Annotated in this window: 19 protein-coding genes; 9 read left to right on the forward strand and 10 right to left on the reverse strand. The window is 72.1% G+C overall.

From position 1 onward, the window contains the following. Positions 1-42: 42 nt before the first annotated feature. Both JK359_RS27220 and JK359_RS27225 read right to left on the reverse strand, forming a co-directional pair. Positions 43-714, reverse strand: coding sequence for a response regulator transcription factor (locus JK359_RS27220; RefSeq protein WP_201840949.1), 672 nt, complete (start codon positions 712-714; stop codon positions 43-45). 124 nt (positions 715-838) lie between these two features. Beyond that, entirely contained in the window at positions 839-2044 is a 1206-nt protein-coding gene (locus JK359_RS27225; protein WP_201840951.1) for a sensor histidine kinase, read from the reverse strand. A 118-nt stretch (positions 2045-2162) separates the two neighbouring features. Between JK359_RS27225 and JK359_RS39350 the strand changes: the two genes are divergently transcribed. Then, positions 2163-3458, forward strand: coding sequence for an SAM-dependent methyltransferase (locus tag JK359_RS39350; protein WP_307788297.1), 1296 nt, complete (start codon positions 2163-2165; stop codon positions 3456-3458). Positions 3459-3598: 140 nt separating this feature from the next. On the opposite strand, the gene JK359_RS27240 is transcribed toward JK359_RS39350, so the two are convergent. Beyond that, entirely contained in the window at positions 3599-4750 is a 1152-nt protein-coding gene (locus JK359_RS27240) for an NADH-quinone oxidoreductase subunit D (RefSeq protein WP_201840953.1), read from the reverse strand. Positions 4751-4781: 31 nt separating this feature from the next. Here JK359_RS27240 and JK359_RS27245 point away from each other — a divergent pair, with 31 nt between their 5' ends. Continuing rightward, positions 4782-5285 (forward strand): PH domain-containing protein, encoded by a 504-nt coding sequence (locus JK359_RS27245; RefSeq protein ID WP_201840961.1) that lies wholly within the window; start codon positions 4782-4784, stop codon positions 5283-5285. Between the two features lie 251 nt (positions 5286-5536). After that, on the forward strand, positions 5537-6880 hold the full coding sequence (locus tag JK359_RS27250) for a PH domain-containing protein (protein ID WP_307788301.1): 1344 nt from the start codon (positions 5537-5539) through the stop codon (positions 6878-6880). Between the two features lie 323 nt (positions 6881-7203). Here JK359_RS27250 and JK359_RS27255 read toward each other — a convergent pair whose 3' ends face one another. Both JK359_RS27255 and JK359_RS27260 read right to left on the reverse strand, forming a co-directional pair. Beyond that, on the reverse strand, positions 7204-8805 hold the full coding sequence (locus tag JK359_RS27255; RefSeq protein ID WP_201840964.1) for a hypothetical protein: 1602 nt from the start codon (positions 8803-8805) through the stop codon (positions 7204-7206). A gap of 98 nt (positions 8806-8903) precedes the next feature. Continuing rightward, complete coding sequence (locus tag JK359_RS27260) at positions 8904-10031, reverse strand: alpha/beta hydrolase (protein WP_201840967.1); 1128 nt, start codon at positions 10029-10031, stop codon at positions 8904-8906. Between the two features lie 227 nt (positions 10032-10258). On the opposite strand from JK359_RS27260, the gene JK359_RS27265 reads away from it, so the two are divergent. From JK359_RS27265 to JK359_RS27290, 6 genes are all read left to right on the forward strand, one after another. Continuing rightward, positions 10259-12073 (forward strand): phosphatidylglycerol lysyltransferase domain-containing protein, encoded by a 1815-nt coding sequence (locus tag JK359_RS27265; RefSeq protein ID WP_201840970.1) that lies wholly within the window; start codon positions 10259-10261, stop codon positions 12071-12073. A 73-nt stretch (positions 12074-12146) separates the two neighbouring features. After that, a complete protein-coding gene (folP, locus tag JK359_RS27270) occupies positions 12147-13043 on the forward strand; it encodes a dihydropteroate synthase (protein WP_201840973.1) in 897 nt (298 codons plus the stop codon). Continuing rightward, complete coding sequence (locus JK359_RS27275; RefSeq protein ID WP_201840976.1) at positions 13040-13576, forward strand: nuclear transport factor 2 family protein; 537 nt, start codon at positions 13040-13042, stop codon at positions 13574-13576. The genes folP and JK359_RS27275 overlap by 4 nt, the downstream gene beginning before the upstream one ends. Before the next feature lie 280 nt (positions 13577-13856). Beyond that, a complete protein-coding gene (gene folB, locus JK359_RS27280; RefSeq protein WP_201840979.1) occupies positions 13857-14216 on the forward strand; it encodes a dihydroneopterin aldolase in 360 nt (119 codons plus the stop codon). Further along, positions 14213-14824: a 2-amino-4-hydroxy-6-hydroxymethyldihydropteridine diphosphokinase gene (folK, locus tag JK359_RS27285; protein ID WP_201840983.1), complete on the forward strand. Its 612-nt coding sequence runs from the start codon at positions 14213-14215 to the stop codon at positions 14822-14824. The genes folB and folK overlap by 4 nt, the downstream gene beginning before the upstream one ends. Before the next feature lie 79 nt (positions 14825-14903). After that, positions 14904-15392: a DUF3180 domain-containing protein gene (locus JK359_RS27290; RefSeq protein WP_201840986.1), complete on the forward strand. Its 489-nt coding sequence runs from the start codon at positions 14904-14906 to the stop codon at positions 15390-15392. A gap of 25 nt (positions 15393-15417) precedes the next feature. Here JK359_RS27290 and folE read toward each other — a convergent pair whose 3' ends face one another. The 5 genes from folE to JK359_RS27315 form a co-directional block, all read right to left on the reverse strand. Further along, positions 15418-16023: a GTP cyclohydrolase I FolE gene (gene folE, locus JK359_RS27295; protein WP_201840988.1), complete on the reverse strand. Its 606-nt coding sequence runs from the start codon at positions 16021-16023 to the stop codon at positions 15418-15420. A gap of 134 nt (positions 16024-16157) precedes the next feature. Then, positions 16158-18194 (reverse strand): ATP-dependent zinc metalloprotease FtsH, encoded by a 2037-nt coding sequence (gene ftsH / locus JK359_RS27300; protein ID WP_201840990.1) that lies wholly within the window; start codon positions 18192-18194, stop codon positions 16158-16160. Between the two features lie 194 nt (positions 18195-18388). Continuing rightward, complete coding sequence (gene hpt / locus JK359_RS27305) at positions 18389-18949, reverse strand: hypoxanthine phosphoribosyltransferase (protein ID WP_030342680.1); 561 nt, start codon at positions 18947-18949, stop codon at positions 18389-18391. A gap of 87 nt (positions 18950-19036) precedes the next feature. Beyond that, positions 19037-20095, reverse strand: a complete 1059-nt coding sequence (gene tilS, locus JK359_RS27310) for a tRNA lysidine(34) synthetase TilS (protein ID WP_201840991.1) — start codon at positions 20093-20095, stop codon at positions 19037-19039. 192 nt (positions 20096-20287) lie between these two features. Continuing rightward, positions 20288-21424, reverse strand: coding sequence for an Rv3626c family coenzyme F420 biosynthesis-associated protein (locus JK359_RS27315; RefSeq protein WP_201840993.1), 1137 nt, complete (start codon positions 21422-21424; stop codon positions 20288-20290). Between the last annotated feature and the right edge of the window lie 74 nt (positions 21425-21498).

A 21498-nucleotide genomic window follows, 5' to 3' on the forward strand; every position in this document is an offset into this window, starting at 1 on the left:
GGCGCACGGCACCCGCGGTCCGGGGCGGCGGGGCCCCGGGCGTCAGCCCTGGCCGCCCACCCTTACCAGCCCCGTCTCGTAGGCCAGCACGACCACCTGTACGCGGTCGCGCAGGCCGAGCTTGGTCAGGATGCGGCCCACGTGCGTCTTCACCGTCGCCTCGCTCAGCACCAGCCGGGCCGCGATCTCGCCGTTGGACAGGCCCTGCGCGACCAGCACCATCACCTCGCGCTCCCGCTCGGTGAGCCGCTCCAGCTCCTTGTGCTGCTCCTTCCCGCTGCCGGAGGGCAGCATCGGGGCGAAGCGGTCCAGCAGGCGCCGGGTGGTGGAGGGCGCCACGACCGCGTCACCGCTGTGCACGGCGCGGATGGCCGTCAGCAGCTCGCCGGGCGGCACGTCCTTCAGCATGAAGCCGGAGGCGCCGGCCTTCAGCCCGGAGAAGGCGTACTCGTCCAGGTCGAACGTGGTCAGGATGAGCACCTTCGGCGCGTCGGGCTCCATGCAGATCCGCCGGGTGGTCTCCACCCCGTCCAGCTTCGGCATGCGGACGTCCATCAGGACGACGTCGACGGCGGTGGACCGCAGCGCCTGGAGGGCCTCCACGCCGTCGCCCGCCTCCGCGACGACCTCCATGTCCGGCTGGGCGGCGAGCACCATCTGGAACCCGGTGCGCAGCAGCACCTGGTCGTCGACGAGCATCACGCGGATCGTCATCGGGTCCTCTTCCGTGTCTTCGGTCGCCGTGGGGCGGGTGGTCTGCCTTGCCTGTCAGGTGGGCGGTCTGCCGTGCCTGCCGGGGGGCGGTTTTCGTTGCCGTGGGCCGCGGGGGGGGGCGCCGTCAGTGTGCCGGTTTGAGCGGCAGCAGTGCGCTGATGCGGAATCCTCCGCCGGGGCGCGGGCCCGCGTCCAGGGTGCCGCCGACCATGCCGACCCGCTCGCGCATGCCGATCAGACCGTGGCCCTGTCCGTCGGCGCCGCCCTCCTCGTACAGCTCGTGCGGAGCGCCCTTGCCGTCGTCCTCGACCAGCAGGCCGAGACCGTCGTCGAAGTAGACCAGCCGTACGCTCGCGCCCGCGTTGGGCCCGCCGTGCTTGCGCGTGTTGGTGAGCGCCTCCTGCACGATCCGGTACGCGGTCAGCTCCACCCCGCTGGGCAGCGGGCGCGGAGTGCCCTCCACCTTGAAGTCGACGGGCAGGCCGGAGCTGCGGCACTGCTCGATGAGGTCGTCGATCTGCTCGACGTCGGGCTGCGGGACGTACTCCCCGCTCTCCTGGTGCTCCCCGGTGCGCAGCACGCCCAGCAGGCGGCGCATCTCGGCGAGGGCCTGGCGGCCGGTCGAGGAGATCGTCTCCAGGGCCTTGCGGGCCTGGTCGGGGGCGGCGTCCAGGACGTAGGCGGCGCCGTCGGCCTGCACCACCATCACGGACACGTTGTGCGCGACGACGTCGTGCAGCTCGCGCGCGATCCGGGCGCGCTCGGCGGCGACGGCGACCTTCGCCTGCGCCTCGCGCTCCTTCTCCAGGCGGGCCGCTCGCTCCTCCAGCTGGGCGAAGTACGCCCGCCGGGTGCGGATGGAGTCGCCGAGCACCCAGGCGAGGGCGAAGGGCACCGTCTGGAAGACGGCTATCGCGACCTGCCCGAGGAAGGCGGTGTCCTCCTGCGGCCAGCGGATCTGGGCCACGGTCGCCGCGCAGAGGCTGACGGCGAGCGCGAGCCGGGACGCCCAGCGCGCGCCGACCGCCGCGACCGTGTAGGTGATCACCAGCATGGCGAAATCGGCGACGACCGGCTCGACGTCCAGGACCAGCTGGGCCAGCCCTGTGACGAGGGCGACCAGCAGCATCGCCTCCGGGAGACGGCGGCGCAGCGCCACGACGGCGGACAGGACGGCGGACACGGCCATCCCCAGGGGGACCGTCCCGCGGTGGCCCTGCACCGCGTCGAGGCTGACCACACTCACCCCGGACAGCCCGAACAGGACGACGGCCCAGAAGGTGTCGACCCAGGTCGGGTGGCGGCGGAGGAAGTCGTAGAGGCGCTGCACGTAACCCAGAGTAGGGAAACCAGATGCGTGCAGGGGTCAACCGGAGGGCCGATCCGGGCCCGCCGCGCATACTCCGCAAGGTGGAGACCGTGATCATCTGTGCGCCTAGTCTGTTGTGGTGACGGACGAGACGACGGAGGGCGGTTTCCGCGGTCCCGGCCCGCGCGGCTGGCGCGCGGCGGCCGAGGCGGCGCTGTACGGGCCCGGGGGGTTCTACCGGCGTCCGGAGGGCCCGGCCGGTCACTTCCGTACGTCCGTGCACGCCTCCCCGCTGTTCGCGCGCGCCGTGGCCCGGCTGCTGTGCCGCGTCGACGCGGCGCTCGGGCGGCCCTCCGCGCTGGACTTCGTCGACGTGGGCGCGGGCCGGGGCGAACTGGTCCGCGGGGTGCTCGCCGCGCTGCCGCCCGACGTGGCCGCACGCGTGCGCGCGTACGCCGTCGAGATCGCCGATCGTCCGGCCGGCCTGGACCGGAGGATCACCTGGCTGAGCGAACTCCCGGACGCGGTCACCGGGCTGCTCTTCGCCAACGAGTGGCTGGACAACGTGCCGGTGGACGTCGCCGAGGTGGACGCCGCGGGCGTGCCCCGGCTGGTGCTCGTCGCGCCGGACGGCTCCGAGCGGCTCGGGGAGCCCGTGGCGGGAGCGGAGGCCGACTGGCTGGCACGCTGGTGGCCGCTGCCGGCCGAGGAGGGGCTGCGGGCGGAGATCGGGCTGCCCCGGGACCGGGCCTGGGCGGCGGCCGTGGACCGGGTGGAACGCGGGCTGGCGGTGGCCGTGGACTACGCGCACACCGCGGACACCCGCCCTCCGTTCGGCACGCTCACCGGCTTCCGCGAGGGCCGCGAGACGGCACCCGTGCCGGACGGGTCGTGCGACATCACGGCCCATGTGGCCCTGGACGCGTGCGCGGCGGCACCGCCGGGTGAGGCGCCCGGCGCGGCGCGCACACCGTCCGATCCGGCGCACAGCACCCCTGACGCGCCCTCCGACGCGGCGCACAGCACCCCTCACGAGCCCTCCGGTGCGGCATGCAGCACCCCTCACGGGCCCTCCGGTGCGGCATGCAGCACCCCTCACGGGCCCTCCGGTGCGGCGCGCGCGCCTTCCCGCGCGCTCCGTGACGCGGCGCAGGCGCCGTCGGGTGCGGCGCAGGAGCCCGTAGAAGAGGCGCGCGAGCTTCCCGCCGCGCGCCTGCTCACGCAACGCTCCGCCTTGCGCGCCCTCGACATCACCGGCGCACGCCCCTCGCTCGCACTGGCGTCCACGGACCCGGCCGCGTACGTGCGCGCCTTGGCCGGCGCCGGGGAGGCAGCCGAGCTGACCGCACCGGGCGGCCTGGGCGACTTCGGCTGGCTGCTCCAGCCCGTCGGCATCCCGGACCCCCTGGAGACGACGCCACCGCACCGGTCCTGAGCGCACTCGCCCGGCCGTGAGCCCTGCGCCGCCGTACGCCGCATTGTCGGCGTGAGCCCTGCGCCGCCGTACCCGCCGCGTTGTCGGCGTGAGCCCTGCGCCGCCGTACCTCCGTGACATCGGTCCGGCGTCGCGTGCGGCTACTTGTCGATGTCGCCGACCACGAAGAACATCGACCCCAGGATCGCCACCATGTCGGCCACCAGCGTCCCGGGCAGCAGCTCGGTCAGCGCCTGGATGTTGTTGTAGGACGCCGAGCGCAGTTTCAGCCGGTACGGCGTCTTCTCGCCCTTGCTGACCAGGTAGTAGCCGTTGATGCCGAGCGGGTTCTCGGTCCACGCGTACGTGTGCCCCTCAGGCGCCTTCAGTACCTTAGGCAGCCGCTGGTTGATCGGCCCGGGCGGCAGCTCCGCGAGCCGGTCCAGGCAGGCGTCGGCGAGGTCCAGCGCGTTGTGGGTCTGCTCCAGCAGGATCTCGAACCGGGCGAGGCAGTCGCCCTCGCTCCTGGTGACCACCTTCAGGGTGTCCTGCAGGTCGCCGTAGGCCAGGTACGGCTCGTCGCGGCGCAGGTCGAAGTCGACGCCCGAGGCGCGCGCGATGGGCCCGCTCACGCCGTAGGCGTGCACCGTCTCGGGCGCGAGCGTCCCGACCCCGCGCGTGCGCCCCCGGAAGATCTCGTTGCCGAGCACCAGGTCGTCGAAGACGTCCATGCGCGAGCGCACGGCGGCGACCGCTTCACGCGCGCGTGCGGTCCATCCGGCCGGCAGGTCCTCCTTGAGGCCGCCGACGCGGTTGAACATGTAGTGCATGCGCCCGCCGGAAACCTCCTCCATGGCGTTCTGGAGCACCTCGCGCTCCCGGAACGCGTAGAACACCGGCGTGATCCCGCCCAGTTCCAGCGGGTACGAACCGAGGAACATCAGGTGGTTGAGCACCCGGTTCAGCTCGGCGAGCAGGGTCCGCGTCCATACGGCCCGCTCGGGGACCTCCATGCCGAGCATCCGCTCCACTGCGAGGACCACGCCCAGCTCGTTCGAGAACGCCGACAGCCAGTCGTGGCGGTTGGCGAGCACGATGATCTGCCGGTAGTCGCGCGCCTCGAAGAGTTTCTCGGCACCCCTGTGCATGTAGCCGATCACCGGCTCCGCGTGCACGATGCGCTCCCCGTCCAGCACGAGCCGCAGCCGCAGCACGCCGTGCGTGGACGGGTGCTGGGGCCCGATGTTGAGCACCATGTCGGTGCTCTCAGCTGCGCCGCCGATCCCGACCGTGGTCTCCGTCGTAGGAGTCATGGCCCCAGTTTCCCCTACGTACGCTGGGCGCATGGAGACGGGGAGCCCGGAAGGGAACGAGGCGCCGGCCGGCGAGCCGGTGTGGCGGGGGTTGGAGCCTGGTCTGCTGCGCGTGCGCCGGCTGCTGCTGGTGTGGTGGACGGCCGTGCTCACGGTGGCCGCGGGACTGGTGCCGGGCCTTCTGGCGGGGCCCGCGTGGGCGGCCTGTGCGCTGCTGCCGCCGGTGGTCGCCGCCTGGTGCTGGTGGCTGCTGGAGCGCAACTGGCGCTCCTGGCGGTACGCCGAGCGCGCCGACGACCTGCTGATCAGCCGTGGTGTGCTGTGGCGCGAGGAGACGGTGGTGCCGTACGGGCGGATGCAGCTGGTGGAGGTGACGTCCGGGCCCGTGGAGCGGCGCTTCGGGCTGGCCACCGTGCAGCTGCACACGGCCGCCGCGGCGACCGACGCGACCGTCCCCGGCCTGGACCCGGCCGAGGCGGAACGACTGCGCGACCGGCTCACCGAGCTGGGCGAGGCACGATCGGCGGGCCTGTGACGGCCCCGGACGACGCCGACGCCACTGCCACCGGTGCCGGGGGCTGCGGCGGGACCGGTGCTGGTGGCGGTGACCGTGACGGTGCTGGTGGCGGTGCTGGTGCAGCAGACGGGGGCATATCGTGCGGCGCCGTTCCTGATCCCGGCGTACCGGACGACGGCACATCGTGCGGCGGCCTTCCCGGCCCCGGCGTACCGGACGGCGGCACATCGTGCGGCGGCCTTCCCGGCCCCGGCGTACCGGACGGCGGCATACCGCAGCCCCCGCCCGTCATCGAGCGCCGGCTGCACCCGGTCACGCCCTTCCGCCGGGCCTGGGCCCCTGTCGCCGTACTGGCCGGCTGGGCGGTGCACGACCCGAACGGCACCCAGCAGCAGCTGGCGCGGCTGACCACCACCATGCTCCTGCTGGGGCTCGCGGTGCTGGTGCCGGTCGCCGGCCTCTACGGCTTCCTCTCCTGGTGGTTCACGCACTTCGCGGTCACCGACACCGAACTGCGCATCCGCACCGGACTGCTGTTCCGGCGCACCGCGCACATCCGGCTGGAGCGCATCCAGGCCGTGGACGTCTCCCGCCCGCTCCTCGCGCGCGTGGCGGGCGTGGCGAAGCTCCGGATCGACGTCGTCGGCGCCGACGACAAGGACGAACTGGCCTTCCTGGGCGAGCGGGAGGCGAGCGCCCTGCGGGCCGAGCTGCTCGCGCGTGCCGCGGGGTTCGCGCCCGAGACGGCGCAGGAAATAGGCGAGGCACCGGCGCGCGTCCTGCTGCGGGTGCCGCCGCGCGAGCTGGCGCGCTCCCTGGCGCTGACAGGGGCCACCTGGGGCACGCTGTGCGGCGCGCTCGTCGTACCGACCCTGCTGTGGCTCACCACCCACAACGTGTGGACGGTCCTCGCCACCGCACTGCCGCTGCTCGGTGCGGCCGGTGCGAGCGGTGTGGGCCGGTTCGTCAACGATTTCGACTGGACGGTGAGCGAGTCACCGGACGGACTGCGCATCGACCACGGGCTGCTCGACCGTACGCACGAGACGGTGCCGCCCGGCCGGGTGCAGACCGTACGGATCGTGGAACCGCTGCTGTGGCGGCGACGGGGGTCCGCCCGCGCGAGCGGAGCCGAGAGCGGGGGAGGCTGGGTCCGGGTGGAACTGGACGTGGCCGGGTCCGCCAACTCGGTGCTGATACCGGTGGCCCCGCGCGCGGCCGCCGAAGCGGTCGTCGCGCGCGTGCTGCCCGGCGTGACGGTGCCGAGGGAGCTGTCGCGGGCGCCGGGCCGGGCCCGGTGGTGCGTGCCGCTCTGGTGGCGCGGGCACCGGCTCGCGGTCACCGGCGCGGTGTTCGCCTCCCGGAGCGGCCTGCTGTGCCGCCGGCTCTCGCTGGTCCCGCACGCCAAGGTGCAGAGCGTACGGCTCACCCAGGGGCCCTGGGAACGCCGCTGGGGGCTCGCCGACGTACACGTGGACACGGGGGCCGACAAGACCGTAACGGCGCGGCTGCGGGGCGCCGAGGAGGCCGTGCGGTTCCTGGACGAACAGGCGGAGCGGTCCCGGACGGGCCGCAGGGACGCCCCACCGGACCGCTGGATGTCCACGGCCTGACGCCCGCCCCACCACCGCCCGGCCCCTTCACCGCGCCACCACCGCACAGCCGCACCGCCGCACCGCGCCACCACCGCACCGCGCCACCACCGCACCACCGCACCAGCGCGCACCAAGGCGACGCGCAACGTGCAGCGGACGGCGGCGTCAGGCGACGAACGACGGCACGACGGACGACAGGCGACAGGCGACAGGCGACAAGCGACGGCACATCGAGGTGTCATCGGATCGACGCGTCGATCCGTCGACGCAGCGGGCCCGGCCTCCCCCGTGGGAAGGCCGGGCCCGATCGCCTGCGTGTGCGGCGTACGGCTGACTTCGGCTCAGGAGGCGGCCGTGTGCAGCCCCTGCACGTCGATCTGCTCGGTCTCGTCGTGTGCCGTCAGGTCGATGACCTGGCCGACGCCCTGCGACTGCGCGTCGGCGGGCTTGAACCCGGCCTCGGCCTCGGCCTTGTGCACGGCGAGGGCCTCCGGGCCGACCACGTCGGCGAGGTCTTCGTTCTGCACGGAGTCCAGCGTGTCCTTCGAGTCGCCCTTCTGGGTGCCGAAGAAGTCGAAGCCGCCCTCGACCACGGGGCGCCGCACGGGCGCGGCCGGTACGACGGCCACCGCGGTCGGCACCGTGAAGTGCCCGGCGGGCGTCTGCCCCGCGCGCGTGGTGACGTCGGCCGCCGACGCGACCTCGGACGCATGCGCGGCCGCAGACGCATGCGCGGCCTCGGACGCAGATGCGATATCGGCCGTCCCCGTCACGCCTGCCGTGGCATGTTCTCCTTTGGCGTCGGCCCCGGCCTCGGCCACCTCGCTCGCGGGAGCCTCCGGCGCCCCGGCCGCGCTCTCGACGGCCTCGGACATCTCCCGGTCCCCGGCGACCTCGGCCACCTCGGGCCCGGCCGGCCCGGCCTCGGAAACGCCGGCCCCGGACACCTGAGCGTCGCCGACCTCGGCCCCGGACACCAGAGAGCCAGACACCTCGGCTCCGGGCGCCGTGGCAACCTCCGGCTCGTCGCCGGCCTGCCCCTCGGTCTGTCCCTCGGTCTGTCCCTCGGCCACGGCCACGGCCTCAGCGCCGACTTCAGCTTCGTCCACGACTTCGGCCTCGGTCTCGGCCTTGGCCTCCGCCTCCGCTTCCCCCTCGGCCTCGGCCTCCGCCTCCGCCTCCGCCGGAGCGTCCCCCCGGTCGAACCGGGCCAGGGCGGTCAGGGCCCGCCGGTACAGCCGGGCACCATCGGCCGAGAACACCGCCTCCGTCGCCGACCGGCCAGCGGCGGCCCCCGAACCCTCCGAGCCGTCCGTACCCTCCGAGCCCTTCGAGCCCTTCGAGCCCTTCAAGTCCTCGGCACGATCGGCACCATCCGCGCCCTCGGCGGCTCCGGCATCCCGGGGCCCTTCGGGCCCCCCGGTGGCCGTCCCGTCCGGTCCGGCGTGCCGTGCGGGCGGCAGGGCGGGCGCGGACGTGGGCTCGGGCGCCGACTCCAGCTCCAGCAGCCGGCGTCCCTCCAGGGCGCTCGCGCGCTCGGTCTCCGCCGTGGCGTACCGGCGCAGCAGGGACGCGTGCTCGTTACGCAGCCCGGCCAGCTCGGTCCTCTTGGCACGCAGCCGCTGCTCGAGCTTGGCGCGCAGCTCGCGGGACTCCTCGAGGTCGGTCTCCAGTTCGGCGACCCGTTCCTCGTAGCGCCACTCGTCGCCGGCACGCGCGCGCGTGAGTTCGGCGACCTGCTTGCCCGCCTGCGCGTCCCAGCGGCGCATCACGACCGCGCCGACGACCGCCGTCGCGGCGGCCGCGGCAGCCAGCGCGCGCAACACCGTGGCCTCGGAGAACGCCCAGGGACCCAGCGCGCAGACGACGGAGACACCGGCGATCGCCGAAGGAGGCAACAGCCGGTGCAGAGGAGGGGAATGGCGGTGGCGTCCACGTGGCATGGCCAGAAACTTACCGCGCGTAGGCGAATCGCGGACCCCCGCCCCGTAAAAACACAGCCACACCGGAGCTTTCACGGGACGTCAGGGGTGCGCCGGGATCAGCGGTCGGTGAGCCGCCCGCTGATCCACTGGAGGGTCGGCGGGATCTCGCGCCGCCAGGTGTTGAAGTTGTGGCCGCCGCTCTCGAGGATGATCGAGGAGATCCGGGTCAGGTTCGTGGCCTGCACACGCTCTATGAACCTCATCGTGTCGTTGTAGTTGTGCTCGCCCACCTTGCTGCTGGTCACGAGCAGCGAGGTGTCCGGCGCGGGCTCGTTCTTGAGGTACCACCACAGGTCGGCACGATTCTGCAGCTTCTTGTCGCCGTGGAAGAGGTCACCGGTCGTGGGGTCGATCGGCGCCTTGTAGTACGGCGACAGGCCGGCGCCGGCCGCGTACACACCGGGGTGGTGCATGGCCAGCTTGAGGGCGCAGTAGCCGCCCGTGGAGTCGCCGATGACACCCCAGCTGCCGGGACGCTTGCCGGCCCGGTAGTGGGTGAGGACGGCCTCCGGGAGATCTTTGGCGAAAAACGTTTCCGCCTGCGGCCCGCCCGGGACGTCCACGCACTCGGTGTCCCTCGGCGGCGCCACGGTCGGCCGCAGCATCACCAGGATCATCGGCTGCATCCGCCCGTCCTTGGCGAGCCGCTGTGCCGTGCTCGGGTAGTTCAGTTTGTCCACCAGCGACTGCGCGGTGCCCGGGTAGCCGGTCAGCACGACCGCGACGGGGAACGTGCGCGTGCGGTACTGCGGCTGGAAGTACTCCGGCGGCAGATAGACGTACGCGGGCGTGCCGATGTGGCTCGTACGGCCGACGATGTCGACCTTCTGGATCTGGCCGCCCGTCTCCGGCCGTGCGGTGGCCACGCCGGGCACGTCGGAGGTGGAGACCACCTGGAGCGGACCGCCGGTGCTGCCGTTGACCGAGTGGTCGACGACGATCCCCTGGTCGGTCTCCTTGCCGAACAGGTCCGCCCAGCTGGCGTAGAAACCGAAGGCCTGGTTGGCGGCGAGGCCCAGGGAGGCGAAGAGCGCCAGCTGGGTGGACAGCAGCAGTCCGACCCGGCCGCTGACGGTCCGCCAGTTCTGCCGGGCGAGGCGCGGCCACAGCCACACCGTGCCGATGAACAGCACGGCGGCGATCGCAATTGCCAGCACCAGCACTTTGTTGCTCGTGAGACCCATGGGCTGTTTCCTGCCTGCGCTTTCCGCCCGTGCCGCGCCCACGCTTCGTCGCGAGGGTTTGCCCGGGGCTTTCCTTGGCCTTTGACCCGACTTTCCGGTGGGGAGTGAACCTCTCTCCCCGAGACACCGTCCTAGAGGGCGCAATGTCGCCGGATGCCCGATCGGGCCCGGGTTCAAGGTCTCTCGCAGAACTACGGGATGCGATGTCTGTCAGGATAGATGGGGAAATGTCGGGCGGGGTTCCGAGCCGATCAAGCCGGGCGCGGCGCGTGCTGCGCGGCCCGCGCCCCGAGGCTGTTCCCGCTCTGGTCGGCCGGGCGGCCGCTCTCGTGGGCCTCCTGGACATCGCCGGGGGTGTGTTCCCGCGCTTCCGTCACAGCCGTATGCACGCCATCGCCGAGGTGCTGCCAGGCTCCTTCGGGCCCTTCGCCGCGGCCCTCTCGCTCAGCGCCGGCGTGCTGTTGCTGCTGCTGGCCCACGGGCTGAAGCGGCGCAAGCGCCGGGCGTGGCGTGCCGCGGTGGCGCTGCTGCCGGCGGGTGCGGCGGCGCAGTTCGCCTACCGGCACTCGCTCGTCGGGGTGTTCATCGCGGTCGCGCTGCTGGTGCCGCTGCTGCGGCACCGGGACCAGTTCGCGGCCCTGCCCGACCCGCGCAGCAGGTGGCGCGCGCTCGCCAACTTCGTGCTCATGGGCGCGGGTTCCCTCGCCCTCGGGCTGGTCATCGTCAGCGTCCACCCGGACCGGACGATCGGTAACCCGAGCCTGGCCGACCGGCTCACCCACGTCGTCTACGGCCTGTTCGGCTTCGAAGGCCCGGTCGACTACCTGGGCAACACCTCCTGGACGGTGGCCTTCTCCCTCGGTGCCCTCGGCTGGATCACCGCGGTCACCACCATCTACCTGGCGTTCCGCCCCGAGCACCCGGCCGCGCGCCTGACCGAGGACGACGAGGCCAAACTGCGCACGCTGCTGGAGAAGCACGGCGGGCGCGACTCGCTCGGCCACTTCGCGCTGCGCCGCGACAAGGCCGTGGTCTTCTCGCCGAGCGGCAAGGCCGCGGTCACCTACCGGGTCGTCTCCGGCGTGATGCTCGCCAGCGGCGACCCGATCGGGGACGTCGAGGCCTGGCCGGGCGCCATCGAGCGGTTCATGGACGAGGCCAGGGCCCACTCCTGGACCCCGGCGGTCATGGGCTGTTCGGAGACCGGCGGCGAGGTGTGGACCCGCGAGACCGGTCTGGACGCCCTGGAACTGGGCGACGAGGCGGTGGTGGACGTGGCGGATTTCTCGCTCGCCGGACGCGCGATGCGCAACGTGCGCCAGATGGTCAAGCGCATCGAGCGGGCCGGCTACGAAACCCGGGTGCGGCGCATCCGTGACCTCGGCGACGCCGAGCTGGAGCGGATCCGCCAGGCGGCGGAGGACTGGCGCGGCACCGACACAGAGCGCGGTTTCTCCATGGCGCTCGGCCGCATCGGCGACGCCGCCGACAGCGACTGCCTGATCGCCACCGCGCACAAGGCCGACGAGGAGCCGGGCGAGTACGGAGACCTGAAGGCGATCCTCCACTTCGTGCCGTGGGGCAAGGACGGCGTGTCGCTGGACCTGATGCGCCGTGACCGTGCCGCCGACCCGGGCATGAACGAGCTGCTGATCGTGGCCGCCCTGCAGGCCGCCCCGAAGTTCGGCATCAACCGGATCTCGCTGAACTTCGCCATGTTCCGCTCGGCCCTGGCCCGCGGCGAGAAGATCGGCGCCGGCCCGGTGCTGCGCGCCTGGCGCGGGCTGCTGGTGTTCCTCTCCCGCTGGTTCCAGATCGAGTCGCTGTACAAGTTCAACGCCAAGTTCCAGCCGCGCTGGGAGCCGCGCTTCGTGGTCTACCGGGCCTCCGGTGACCTGCCCCGCATCGGCTTCGCCGCCATGCAGGCGGAGGGCTTCGTCAACCTCGCCCTGCCGCTGCCGCGATTCCTGCGCCGGCGCCGGGCGGCCGCCCAGCGCCCGTGCGCCCACGCCATGGGTGAACGGGATGTCCGGGCGGCCTGACCCGGACGGCCGGCCGGTGCGGCAGCCCGGCCACCGCGCGGTTCCGCTACCGCCCTGGGCCTACGCTGAACGTATGAACAACCTCAGCGGGCGGGGCCGAGTGGCCGGCCTTCCGGCATGGGACCGGTGTGCCGTCATGGGCGTCGTGAACGTGACTCCGGACTCCTTCTCCGACGGCGGTCACTGGTTCGACACGACCGCCGCCGTCAAGCACGGCCTGGACCTGGTCGCCGAGGGCGCGGACCTCGTCGACGTGGGCGGCGAGTCCACCCGGCCCGGCGCCACGCGCGTGGACGAGGCCGAGGAACTGCGCCGGGTCATCCCCGTCGTGCGCGGCCTCGCCTCCGAGGGGGCCGTCGTCTCCGTCGACACCATGCGCGCCTCCGTCGCCGAACAGTCGCTCGCGGCCGGCGCCTCCCTCGTCAACGATGTCAGCGGCGGCCTCGCCGACCCCGCGATGATCCCGGTGGTCGCCGCGGCGGGCGCCCCCTTCGTCGTCATGCACTGGCGCGGCTTCCTGGAGGGCGGCAACGTGCGGGGCGTCTACGAGGACGTCGTCGCCGAGGTCGTGGACGAGCTGCACGCGCGCGTGGAGGCCGTTCTCGCCGGCGGCATCGCCCCCGACCGCATCGTCGTCGATCCCGGACTCGGCTTCTCCAAGGACGCCGACCACGACCTCGCCCTCCTCGCCCGCCTCGACCGCCTGCACGCCCTCGGCCACCCCCTCCTGGTCGCCGCCTCCCGCAAGCGGTTCCTCGGCCGGGTCCTGGCGGGCCCCGAGGCGGCGCCGCCGCCCGCACGGGAGCGCGACGCGGCCACGGCCGCCGTCTCCGCGCTCGCGGCGCACGCCGGCGCGTGGGCGGTGCGCGTGCACGAGGTACGCGCCACCGCGGACGCGGTACGGGTGGCACGAGCCGTGGAGGGGGCGCGTACGACGGCACCGGCGCCCCGCGCGGAAGGCGACCGGTGAGCGCCCCGCACACCGACGTCGAGCACGTGGAGGCCGCCAACACCGCCTTCTACGAGGCACTCGAGCGCGGCGACTTCGAGGAGGTGTCGTCCCTCTGGCTCACCCCCGCCGACCTGGGCGTGGACGAGACGTACCACGACCCCGCGGACGCCGGCGTGATCTCCTGCGTGCACCCCGGCTGGCCGGTGCTCACCGGCCGCGGCGAGGTCCTCAGGTCGTACGCACTGATCATGGCCAACACCGACTACATCCAGTTCTTCCTCACCGACGTGCACGTCTCGGTGACCGGCGACACCGCCCTCGTCACCTGCACCGAGAACATCCTCAGCGGCGGCCCCGCCCCGCAGGACGGCGCGGAACTCGGCCCCCTGGTCGGCCAGCTCGTGGTCGCCACCAACGTGTTCCGGCGTACGCCCTCCGGCTGGAAGATCTGGGCGCACCACGCCTCCCCCGTGCTGGCCGAGAGCGACGACGGCGACGAGGACGACACCGGCGTGAACGGTGTGAACCCGGACGACGATCCCCTCGCCTGAGGGGGCGGACACACCCCGGCCGTGCCACGGGGCGGCCGGGACCGGGCAGGGGGGCGAGGAGTGGTTGGAATCACCTACCCGCGGGTATGAGCGGCTACCAGTCCATGACACGGCCGGGTTCCCCAGGGGAAACAGCCGGTGAACCCTCCAGAGACCCGCCCGGCCGCACGCCCCGGTGGCCCGGCTTTGTCAGTGTCCGCAGGTAGATTCGTCTGAGGCCGGTGTTCCGCCCGCACGCGGTACGCACCAGCCGTTCCCGACGATTGCAGGAGTGATTCGCGTGGATCGTGTCGCGCTGCGCGGCCTGAAGGCCCGCGGGCACCACGGTGTGTTCCCCAAGGAGCGCGAGGAGGGCCAGACCTTCATCGTGGACCTCGTCCTGGGTCTGGACACCCGGCCGGCCGCGGCGGACGACGACCTGACGAAGACCGTGCACTACGGCATCGTGGCCGAGGAGGTCGTGGCCGCGGTCGAGGGCGAGCCGGTGAACCTCATCGAGACGCTGGCCGAGCGGATCGCCCAGACCTGTCTGAAGCACGAAGGGGTTCAGCAGGTCGAGGTCTGCGTCCACAAGCCGGACGCGCCGATCACCGTCCCCTTCGACGACGTGACCGTCACCATCACCCGGAGCCGAGTATGACCCGACCTTTCAGCCAGGGTCACAGCGACCCGACCGTCCAGCCGGTGCCCGCCTCCGTCGTCGAGCAGGTGGACGCCGCCGACACGACCCTGCACAACCCGCAGTGGGCCGTCATCTCCATCGGCTCCAACCTCGGCAACCGCCTGGAGACCCTCCAGGGTGCCGTCGACGCCCTGGAGGACACCCCGGGTGTCCGCGTGAAGGGCGTCTCCCCGGTGTACGAGACCGAGCCCTGGGGCGTCGAGCCGGGCAGCCAGCCGTCGTACTACAACGCCGTCGTGGTCCTCAAGACGACCCTGCCCCCCGCCTCCCTGCTGGAGCGGGCGCACGCGGTCGAGGAGGCCTTCAACCGGGTCCGGGACGAGCGCTGGGGCCCGCGCACCCTGGACGTCGACATCGTCGCCTACGCCGACGTCACCTCCGACGACCCGCAGCTCACCCTGCCCCACCCGCGCGCCCACGAGCGCGCCTTCGTCCTCGCCCCCTGGCACGACGTGGACCCCCAGGCGCAGCTCCCGGGCCGTGGCACGGTGGCCCAGCTGCTGTCGGCGGTCACCCGCGAGGGTGTGGAACCCCGCAAGGACCTGGAACTCCGGCTGCCCGAGTAGTCGTTAAGGTCGAGGCGGGTCAAGACCGATACGCCGCGACGACCACACCGGGACGGTCCGGGGGAACTGAAGGGACACCGTGAGAGAGCTGCGCATCAGGGTGCTGGCCGGCGTGTTCGTCGTGGCCGGAGTCCTGTCCTGGGCGGGCGCCCGCCTCTGGAACTCGATCGGGACCCTCCCCAGCGTCCCCCTGGCCGCCCCCGTCGTGCTCGCGCTGATCGCGGTGGTCCTGCTGTCGACGGCGCTCTCGCTGCGCGCCCGCTTCAGGGCCCAGCGCGAGCGCCGGCCCGGCGCGAAGGGCGTCGATCCGCTGATGGCCGCCCGCGCGGTCGTCTTCGGCCAGGCCAGCGCCCTGGTCGCGGCCCTCGTCGCCGGCATGTACGGCGGCACGGGCGTCTTCCTGCTGGAGCTGCTGGACATCCCGGCCCGCCGCGACCAGGCGATCTACGCCGGCCTCTCGGTGCTCACCGGCCTCGGCGTGATAGCGGCGGCCCTGTTCCTGGAGCGGGTCTGCAAGCTCCCCGAGGACGACGACCAGAACCACACGGGCGCGGAGCCGGTGGCCTGACCGCCGGCCCCGCTCGGCGGCGCGGTCAGCGCGCCATGATGAGGCTCATCGCCTCGTTCCGGGTCGCGGCGTCCCGCAGCTGACCGCGCACGGCGGACGTTATGGTCTTCGCGCCCGGCTTGCGGATGCCCCGCATGGACATGCACATGTGCTCGCACTCGACGACCACGATGACCCCGCGCGGCTCCAGGATCTCCATCAGGGAGTCCGCGATCTGCGTGGTGAGTCGTTCCTGCACCTGCGGACGGCGGGCGTAGACGTCGACCAGCCGGGCCAGCTTGGACAGGCCGGTGATCTTGCCGGCCTCGGACGGGATGTAGCCGACGTGGGCGACGCCCCGGAACGGCACCAGATGGTGCTCGCAGGTCGAGTACACCTCGATGTCCTTCACCAGGACCATCTCGTCGTGTCCCAGGTCGAACGTCGTGGTCAGGACGTCCTCGGGCTTCTGCCACAGACCGGCGAAGATCTCCTTGTACGCGCGTGCCACCCGCGCCGGCGTCTCCAGCAGCCCCTCACGGTCCGGGTCCTCGCCGACCGCGATCAGCAGCTCCCGCACAGCGTTCTCGGCACGCTTCTCGTCGAACTCACCGATGGTGCCTTCGCCGTCGAGCGTCACGGGGTCGGTCATCTGGTTCCTCGTTCCTGTGCCTTCATGCGTGGGCGGCCACACGTTGTCTCTGTGGTCATCCGAAAATGCCGCGCCCCCCAGCGTAGAACCTGGGGGGCGCGGCATTCATTCCGGCCCTGTCGGCCGGCCCACACTCAGCTGTCGGAGCGGTCCTCCGGAGTCTCCGTGACCGGAGCGGACTCGGTGGCGGTGGACTTGGCCGTGCTGATCGCCGCCGTCGCGCCGTTCGCACCGTTGGTCAGTGCCAGCTCCTTCGGGGAGAGCACCGGCGGACGGGTGGACGGGGTGCGGCGGGAGGAGCCGGTCCAGGCGGGCCGCGGCGGGCGCTTGACGATGGGGGCGAAGATCTCGGCGATCTCCTCCTTGCCCAGCGTCTCCTTCTCCAGCAGCTGCAGGACCAGGTTGTCGAGCACGTCGCGGTTCTCGACCAGGATCTCCCAGGCCTCGTTGTGCGCGGTCTCGATGAGCTTCTTGACCTCTTCGTCGACCAGCGCGGCGACCTCTTCCGAGTAGTCGCGCTGGTGAGCCATCTCACGGCCGAGGAAGGGCTCGCTGTTGTCGCCGCCGAACTTGATCGCACCGAGCCGCTCGGTCATGCCGTACTGCGTGACCATCGCGCGGGCCAGGTTGGTGGCCTTCTCGATGTCGTTGGCGGCACCGGTGGTCGGGTCGTGGAAGACCAGTTCCTCGGCCGCGCGGCCGCCCAGCATGTAGGCGAGCTGGTCGAGCATCTCGTTGCGCGTGGTCGAGTACTTGTCCTCGTCCGGCAGGACCATTGTGTAGCCGAGGGCACGGCCACGGGACAGGATCGTGATCTTGTGGACCGGGTCGGCGTTCGGAGAGGCCGCCGCGACCAGGGCGTGACCGCCCTCGTGGTACGCGGTGATCTTCTTCTCCTTGTCCGACATGATCCGGGTCCGCTTCTGCGGGCCCGCGACCACACGGTCGATCGCCTCGTCCAGCGCCTTGTTGTCGATCAGCTTCTGGTCACCGCGGGCGGTCAGGAGCGCCGCCTCGTTCAGGACGTTGGCCAGGTCGGCACCCGTCATGCCCGGGGTACGGCGGGCGACGGCGGACAGGTCGACGTCGGTCGCGACCGGCTTGCCCTTCTGGTGGACCTTGAGGATCTCCATACGGCCCTGCAGGTCCGGCGGGTCGACCGCGATCTGGCGGTCGAAGCGGCCGGGGCGCAGCAGCGCCGGGTCCAGGATGTCCGGGCGGTTGGTGGCGGCGATCAGGATGACGCCGCCCTTGACGTCGAAGCCGTCCATCTCGACGAGCAGCTGGTTCAGGGTCTGCTCGCGCTCGTCGTGACCGCCGCCGAGGCCGGCGCCGCGGTGACGGCCGACCGCGTCGATCTCGTCGACGAAGACGATCGCCGGGGCGTTCGCCTTGGCCTGCTCGAACAGGTCACGGACTCGGGAGGCACCGACACCGACGAACATCTCGACGAAGTCGGAACCGGAGATCGAGTAGAAGGGGACCCCCGCCTCGCCGGCGACGGCGCGCGCGAGGAGCGTCTTGCCGGTACCGGGACGGCCGTAGAGCAGCACGCCCTTGGGGATCTTGGCGCCGACGGCCTGGAACTTGGCCGGCTCCTGGAGGAACTCCTTGATCTCCTGGAGTTCCTCGACGGCCTCGTCGCAGCCGGCGACGTCGGAGAAGGTCGTCTTGGGGGTGTCCTTGGTGATGAGCTTGGCCTTGGACTTGCCGAAGTTCATGACCCGGGAGCCGCCGCCCTGCATCTGATTCATCAGGAACAGGAAGACGACCACGATCAGGACGAAGGGCAGCAGGGAGAGCAGGACGCCGAGGAACGGGTTCTGCTTGGACGGCGAGACCGTGTAGCCGTCGGGGATCTGCTTGTCCTGGTACTTGGTCTGCAGCTGGCCGGCGATGGTGACGCCCTGGTCGCCGATGTAGCTCGCCTGGATCTTCGAGCTGCCCTCGACCTTGACGCCGTCCTTGAGCGTGACCTTGATGCTCTGCTCGTCACCGGTGGTGAGTTTGGCCGACTCGACCTTGTTGTCGTTGATCGCCGCCACGACCTGGCCGGTGTCCACCGTCTTGTAGCCGCCGGACGAGCCGACGACCTGCATCAACACGACCACGGCAAGGACGGCCAGCACGATCCACATGACCGGCCCACGGAAGTATCGCTTCACGTCCATCCATACGGAGCGGTGACGCCCCGTCCCTCCTGCCATAGTGAGTTTGATAAGACAGTTCTTCTGACGGTACCCCAGCAATGTTGCCCGAAGCTGCACGGAGCCGTTTCGACGGCTGGGAAACCCGTCTCTGCATGCTTCAACGGAACGGAACCCGCTGGGGTTCCCGATCGTCCTACCGGCTTGGGCCGAGTGGCTCAGCCGCCGTAGACGTGAGGCGCGAGCGTACCGACGAACGGCAGGTTGCGGTACTTCTCGGCGTAGTCGAGGCCGTAACCGACGACGAACTCGTTCGGGATGTCGAAGCCGACCCACTCCACGTCGATGGCGACCTTGGCGGCGTCAGGCTTGCGCAGCAGCGTGCACACCTTCAGGGAGGCGGGCTCGCGGGAGCCGAGGTTGTTGATCAGCCAGGACAGGGTCAGGCCGGAGTCGATGATGTCCTCGACGATCAGGACGTGCCTGCCCTTGATGTCGGTGTCGAGGTCCTTGAGGATGCGCACGACGCCGGAGGACTGGGTGCCCGCCCCGTAGGAGGACACGGCCATCCAGTCCATCGTGACGGGGGTGGACAGCGCCCGCGCGAGGTCCGCCATGACCATCACGGCGCCCTTGAGGACACCGACGATCAGCAGATCCTTCCCCGCGTACTCCGCGTCGATCTTCGCGGCCAGCTCGGCCAGCTTCGCGTCGATCTCTTCCTTGGTGATGAGTACCTGCTGGAGGTCGGCACCCATGTCTTTCGCGTCCACCCGCATCACTTTCGGTCGTCCCGCTCTTACGGCCGCATGCACGGCCTCCGGCTGCCCCGACCCGCCGGAGGGTCACTCCGGGAGGCGTCGGATTCAGCCTTGCCGAATCACCAGTCTGCCACCCTGTCGCTGGGCCACGACTTTGCCGGGGAGATTGATGGCTCCCTGGCCGCGCCAGCCGGTGATCAGGCGGTCGACTTCCTCGATGTGGCGGGCGAACAGCGAGCCGGCCGGAGCACCGGCCCGGATGGCCGCGCGGCGCAGGATCCGGCGGCGTACGGCGGGCGGGAGGGCGTACAGCTTGGCGCACTCCAGCAGGCCGGTGGCGTCCCGTACGGAGGCCTCGGCCTGGCTGGCCCAGGTGTCGAGGGCGTCGGCGTCGTCGCGGGAGAGCTGGGCGGTGCGGGCGAGCGCCTCCACCACGCCCTTGCCCAGGGCCTTCTCCAGGGCGGGCAGGCCCTCGTGCCGGAGCCGGGAGCGGGTGTAGGCGGGATCGGCGTTGTGCGGGTCGTCCCAGACGGGCAGCGACTGGACCATGCAGGCCCTGCGGGCGGTCTGCCGGTCCAGGTGGAGGAAGGGACGCCGGTAACGGCCGCCGGCCCCCGAGACCGCGGCCATGCCGGACAGGGAGCGGATGCCGGAGCCGCGGGCGAGGCCGAGCAGTACGGTCTCGGCCTGGTCGTCGCGGGTGTGGCCGAGCAGGACCGCGGTGGCGCCGTGGCGTTCGGCGATGGCGTCCAGAGCGGCGTAGCGGGCGTCGCGGGCGGCGGCTTCGGGTCCGCCCTCCCGGCCGACGGTCACGGCAACGGACACGACGGGGTCGAGGCCCAGTTCGCGCAGTCTCAGGGTGACCTCGTCGGCGCGCAGGTCGGAGCCGGGCTGGAGGCCGTGGTCGACGGTGACGCCGCCGGCGCGGATGCCGAGCTTGGGGGCCTCGAAGGCGAGGGCGGAGGCGAGTGCCATGGAGTCGGCGCCGCCGGAGCATGCGACGAGGACGAGCGGAGAGGGGGGCCGCTCGGCCGCGCGGTCCGGGTGCGCGCCCGGGGCCGGTAGCCCCGTGTGCCCGCCGGAGGGCTGGTGGTCGTTCAGGATGTCGTGGAGGACGCGGCGGACCGCCAGGCGTATCGCCGCGACCGCAGGATGGGGACCCATGTCCGGTTCCCTTCATGAAGTTTTTCGGGGGGTGAGCCCGAGCCGGTCACTCAGAGTGTGTAGATGGTGACAGAAGCGGGCCGTTCCCCGAGCATTGCACGCCTACGCATGGCTCACGGTCCCTCGGAAGGGTGATTGGAGGGGCGTTCGCCTGCCGTCGGCCGGATTCGTTTCACGCCTCGCCGGTGCGGTTCACGACTCGGCCTTGCGGTGCACCCGCGCGACCCAGTCCGCCGGTTTGGCGATCTCCGCCTTGGTGGGCAGGGTGTTGGGCGAGGTCCACACGCGGTTGAACCCGTCCACGCCGACCTGCTCCACGACGGCCCGGACGAAGCGTTCGCCGTCCCGGTACTGCCTCAGTTTGGCATCCAGCCCGAGCAGCTTCCGCAGCGCCAGGTCCAGGCGGGAGGCGCCCTTGGCGCGGCGCTGCTGGAACTTCTCGCGGATCTCGGCGACGGTCGGCACGACGCTCGGTCCGACGCCGTCCATGACGTAGTCGGCGTGGCCCTCCAGCAGGGACATCACCGCGGTGAGCCGGCCGAGGATCTCGCGCTGGGCGGGGGTCTGCACCAGCTCCACGAAGGAGCGTCCGCCGTCCTCGCCGTCCTCGCCCTCGGGGCGGCCTCCGGCCAGGGACTGGGCGGCTTCCCGGATGCGCTCCAGGAACGTCATCGGGTCGACGTCGGTCTCCGCCAAGAACGACTGGATTTCGCCCTCGAGGTGGTCGCGCAGCCAGGGCACGGCGGTGAACTGGGTGCGGTGGGTCTCCTCGTGCAGGCACACCCACAGCCGGAAGTCGTGCGGCTCGACGTCGAGTTCGCGCTCCACGTGGACGATGTTGGGCGCGACGAGCAGCAGCCGGCCGCCGCCGTTCTCGCCGGCGGGAAGGTCGCGGCCGGCGGGGGCGAAGGTCTCGTACTGGCCGAGGACGCGCGAGGACAGGAACGACAGGAGCATGCCGAGTTCGACGCCGGTGACCTTGCCGCCGACGGCGCCGAGGACGGCGCTGCCCGGGTTGCTGCCGCGCCGTTCCTGCATCTTCTCCAGCAGCGGCCTGAGGATCTCCCGGAAACCGGCGACGTTGGCCCGGACCCACCCGGGGCGGTCGACGACGAGGACGGGGGTGTCGTGGATCTCCTCGGTGCCCATGCGGGTGAAGCCCCGGACGTGTTCCTCCGAGGCCTTCGCGTGCCGGCGCAGCTCCGCGACGACGGACCTGGCCTCGTCGCGGCTCACCTCGGGGCCGGGTCGTACGAGCCGTGTCGCGGTTGCCACCGCGAGGTTCCAGTCGACCATCCCGGGAGATGCGGTGCCACCGAAGCTCGTCATGCTGTCAACCGTACGTGAGCGCTGCCGGTTGGGGCAGGGAGCGGGAGGCCGGCCCGCCGCGGCGGCGGCACCGC

Origin of the sequence: Streptomyces actinomycinicus (genome assembly GCF_016741775.1) — a bacterium.
GTDB classification, from domain to species: domain Bacteria; phylum Actinomycetota; class Actinomycetes; order Streptomycetales; family Streptomycetaceae; genus Streptomyces; species Streptomyces actinomycinicus.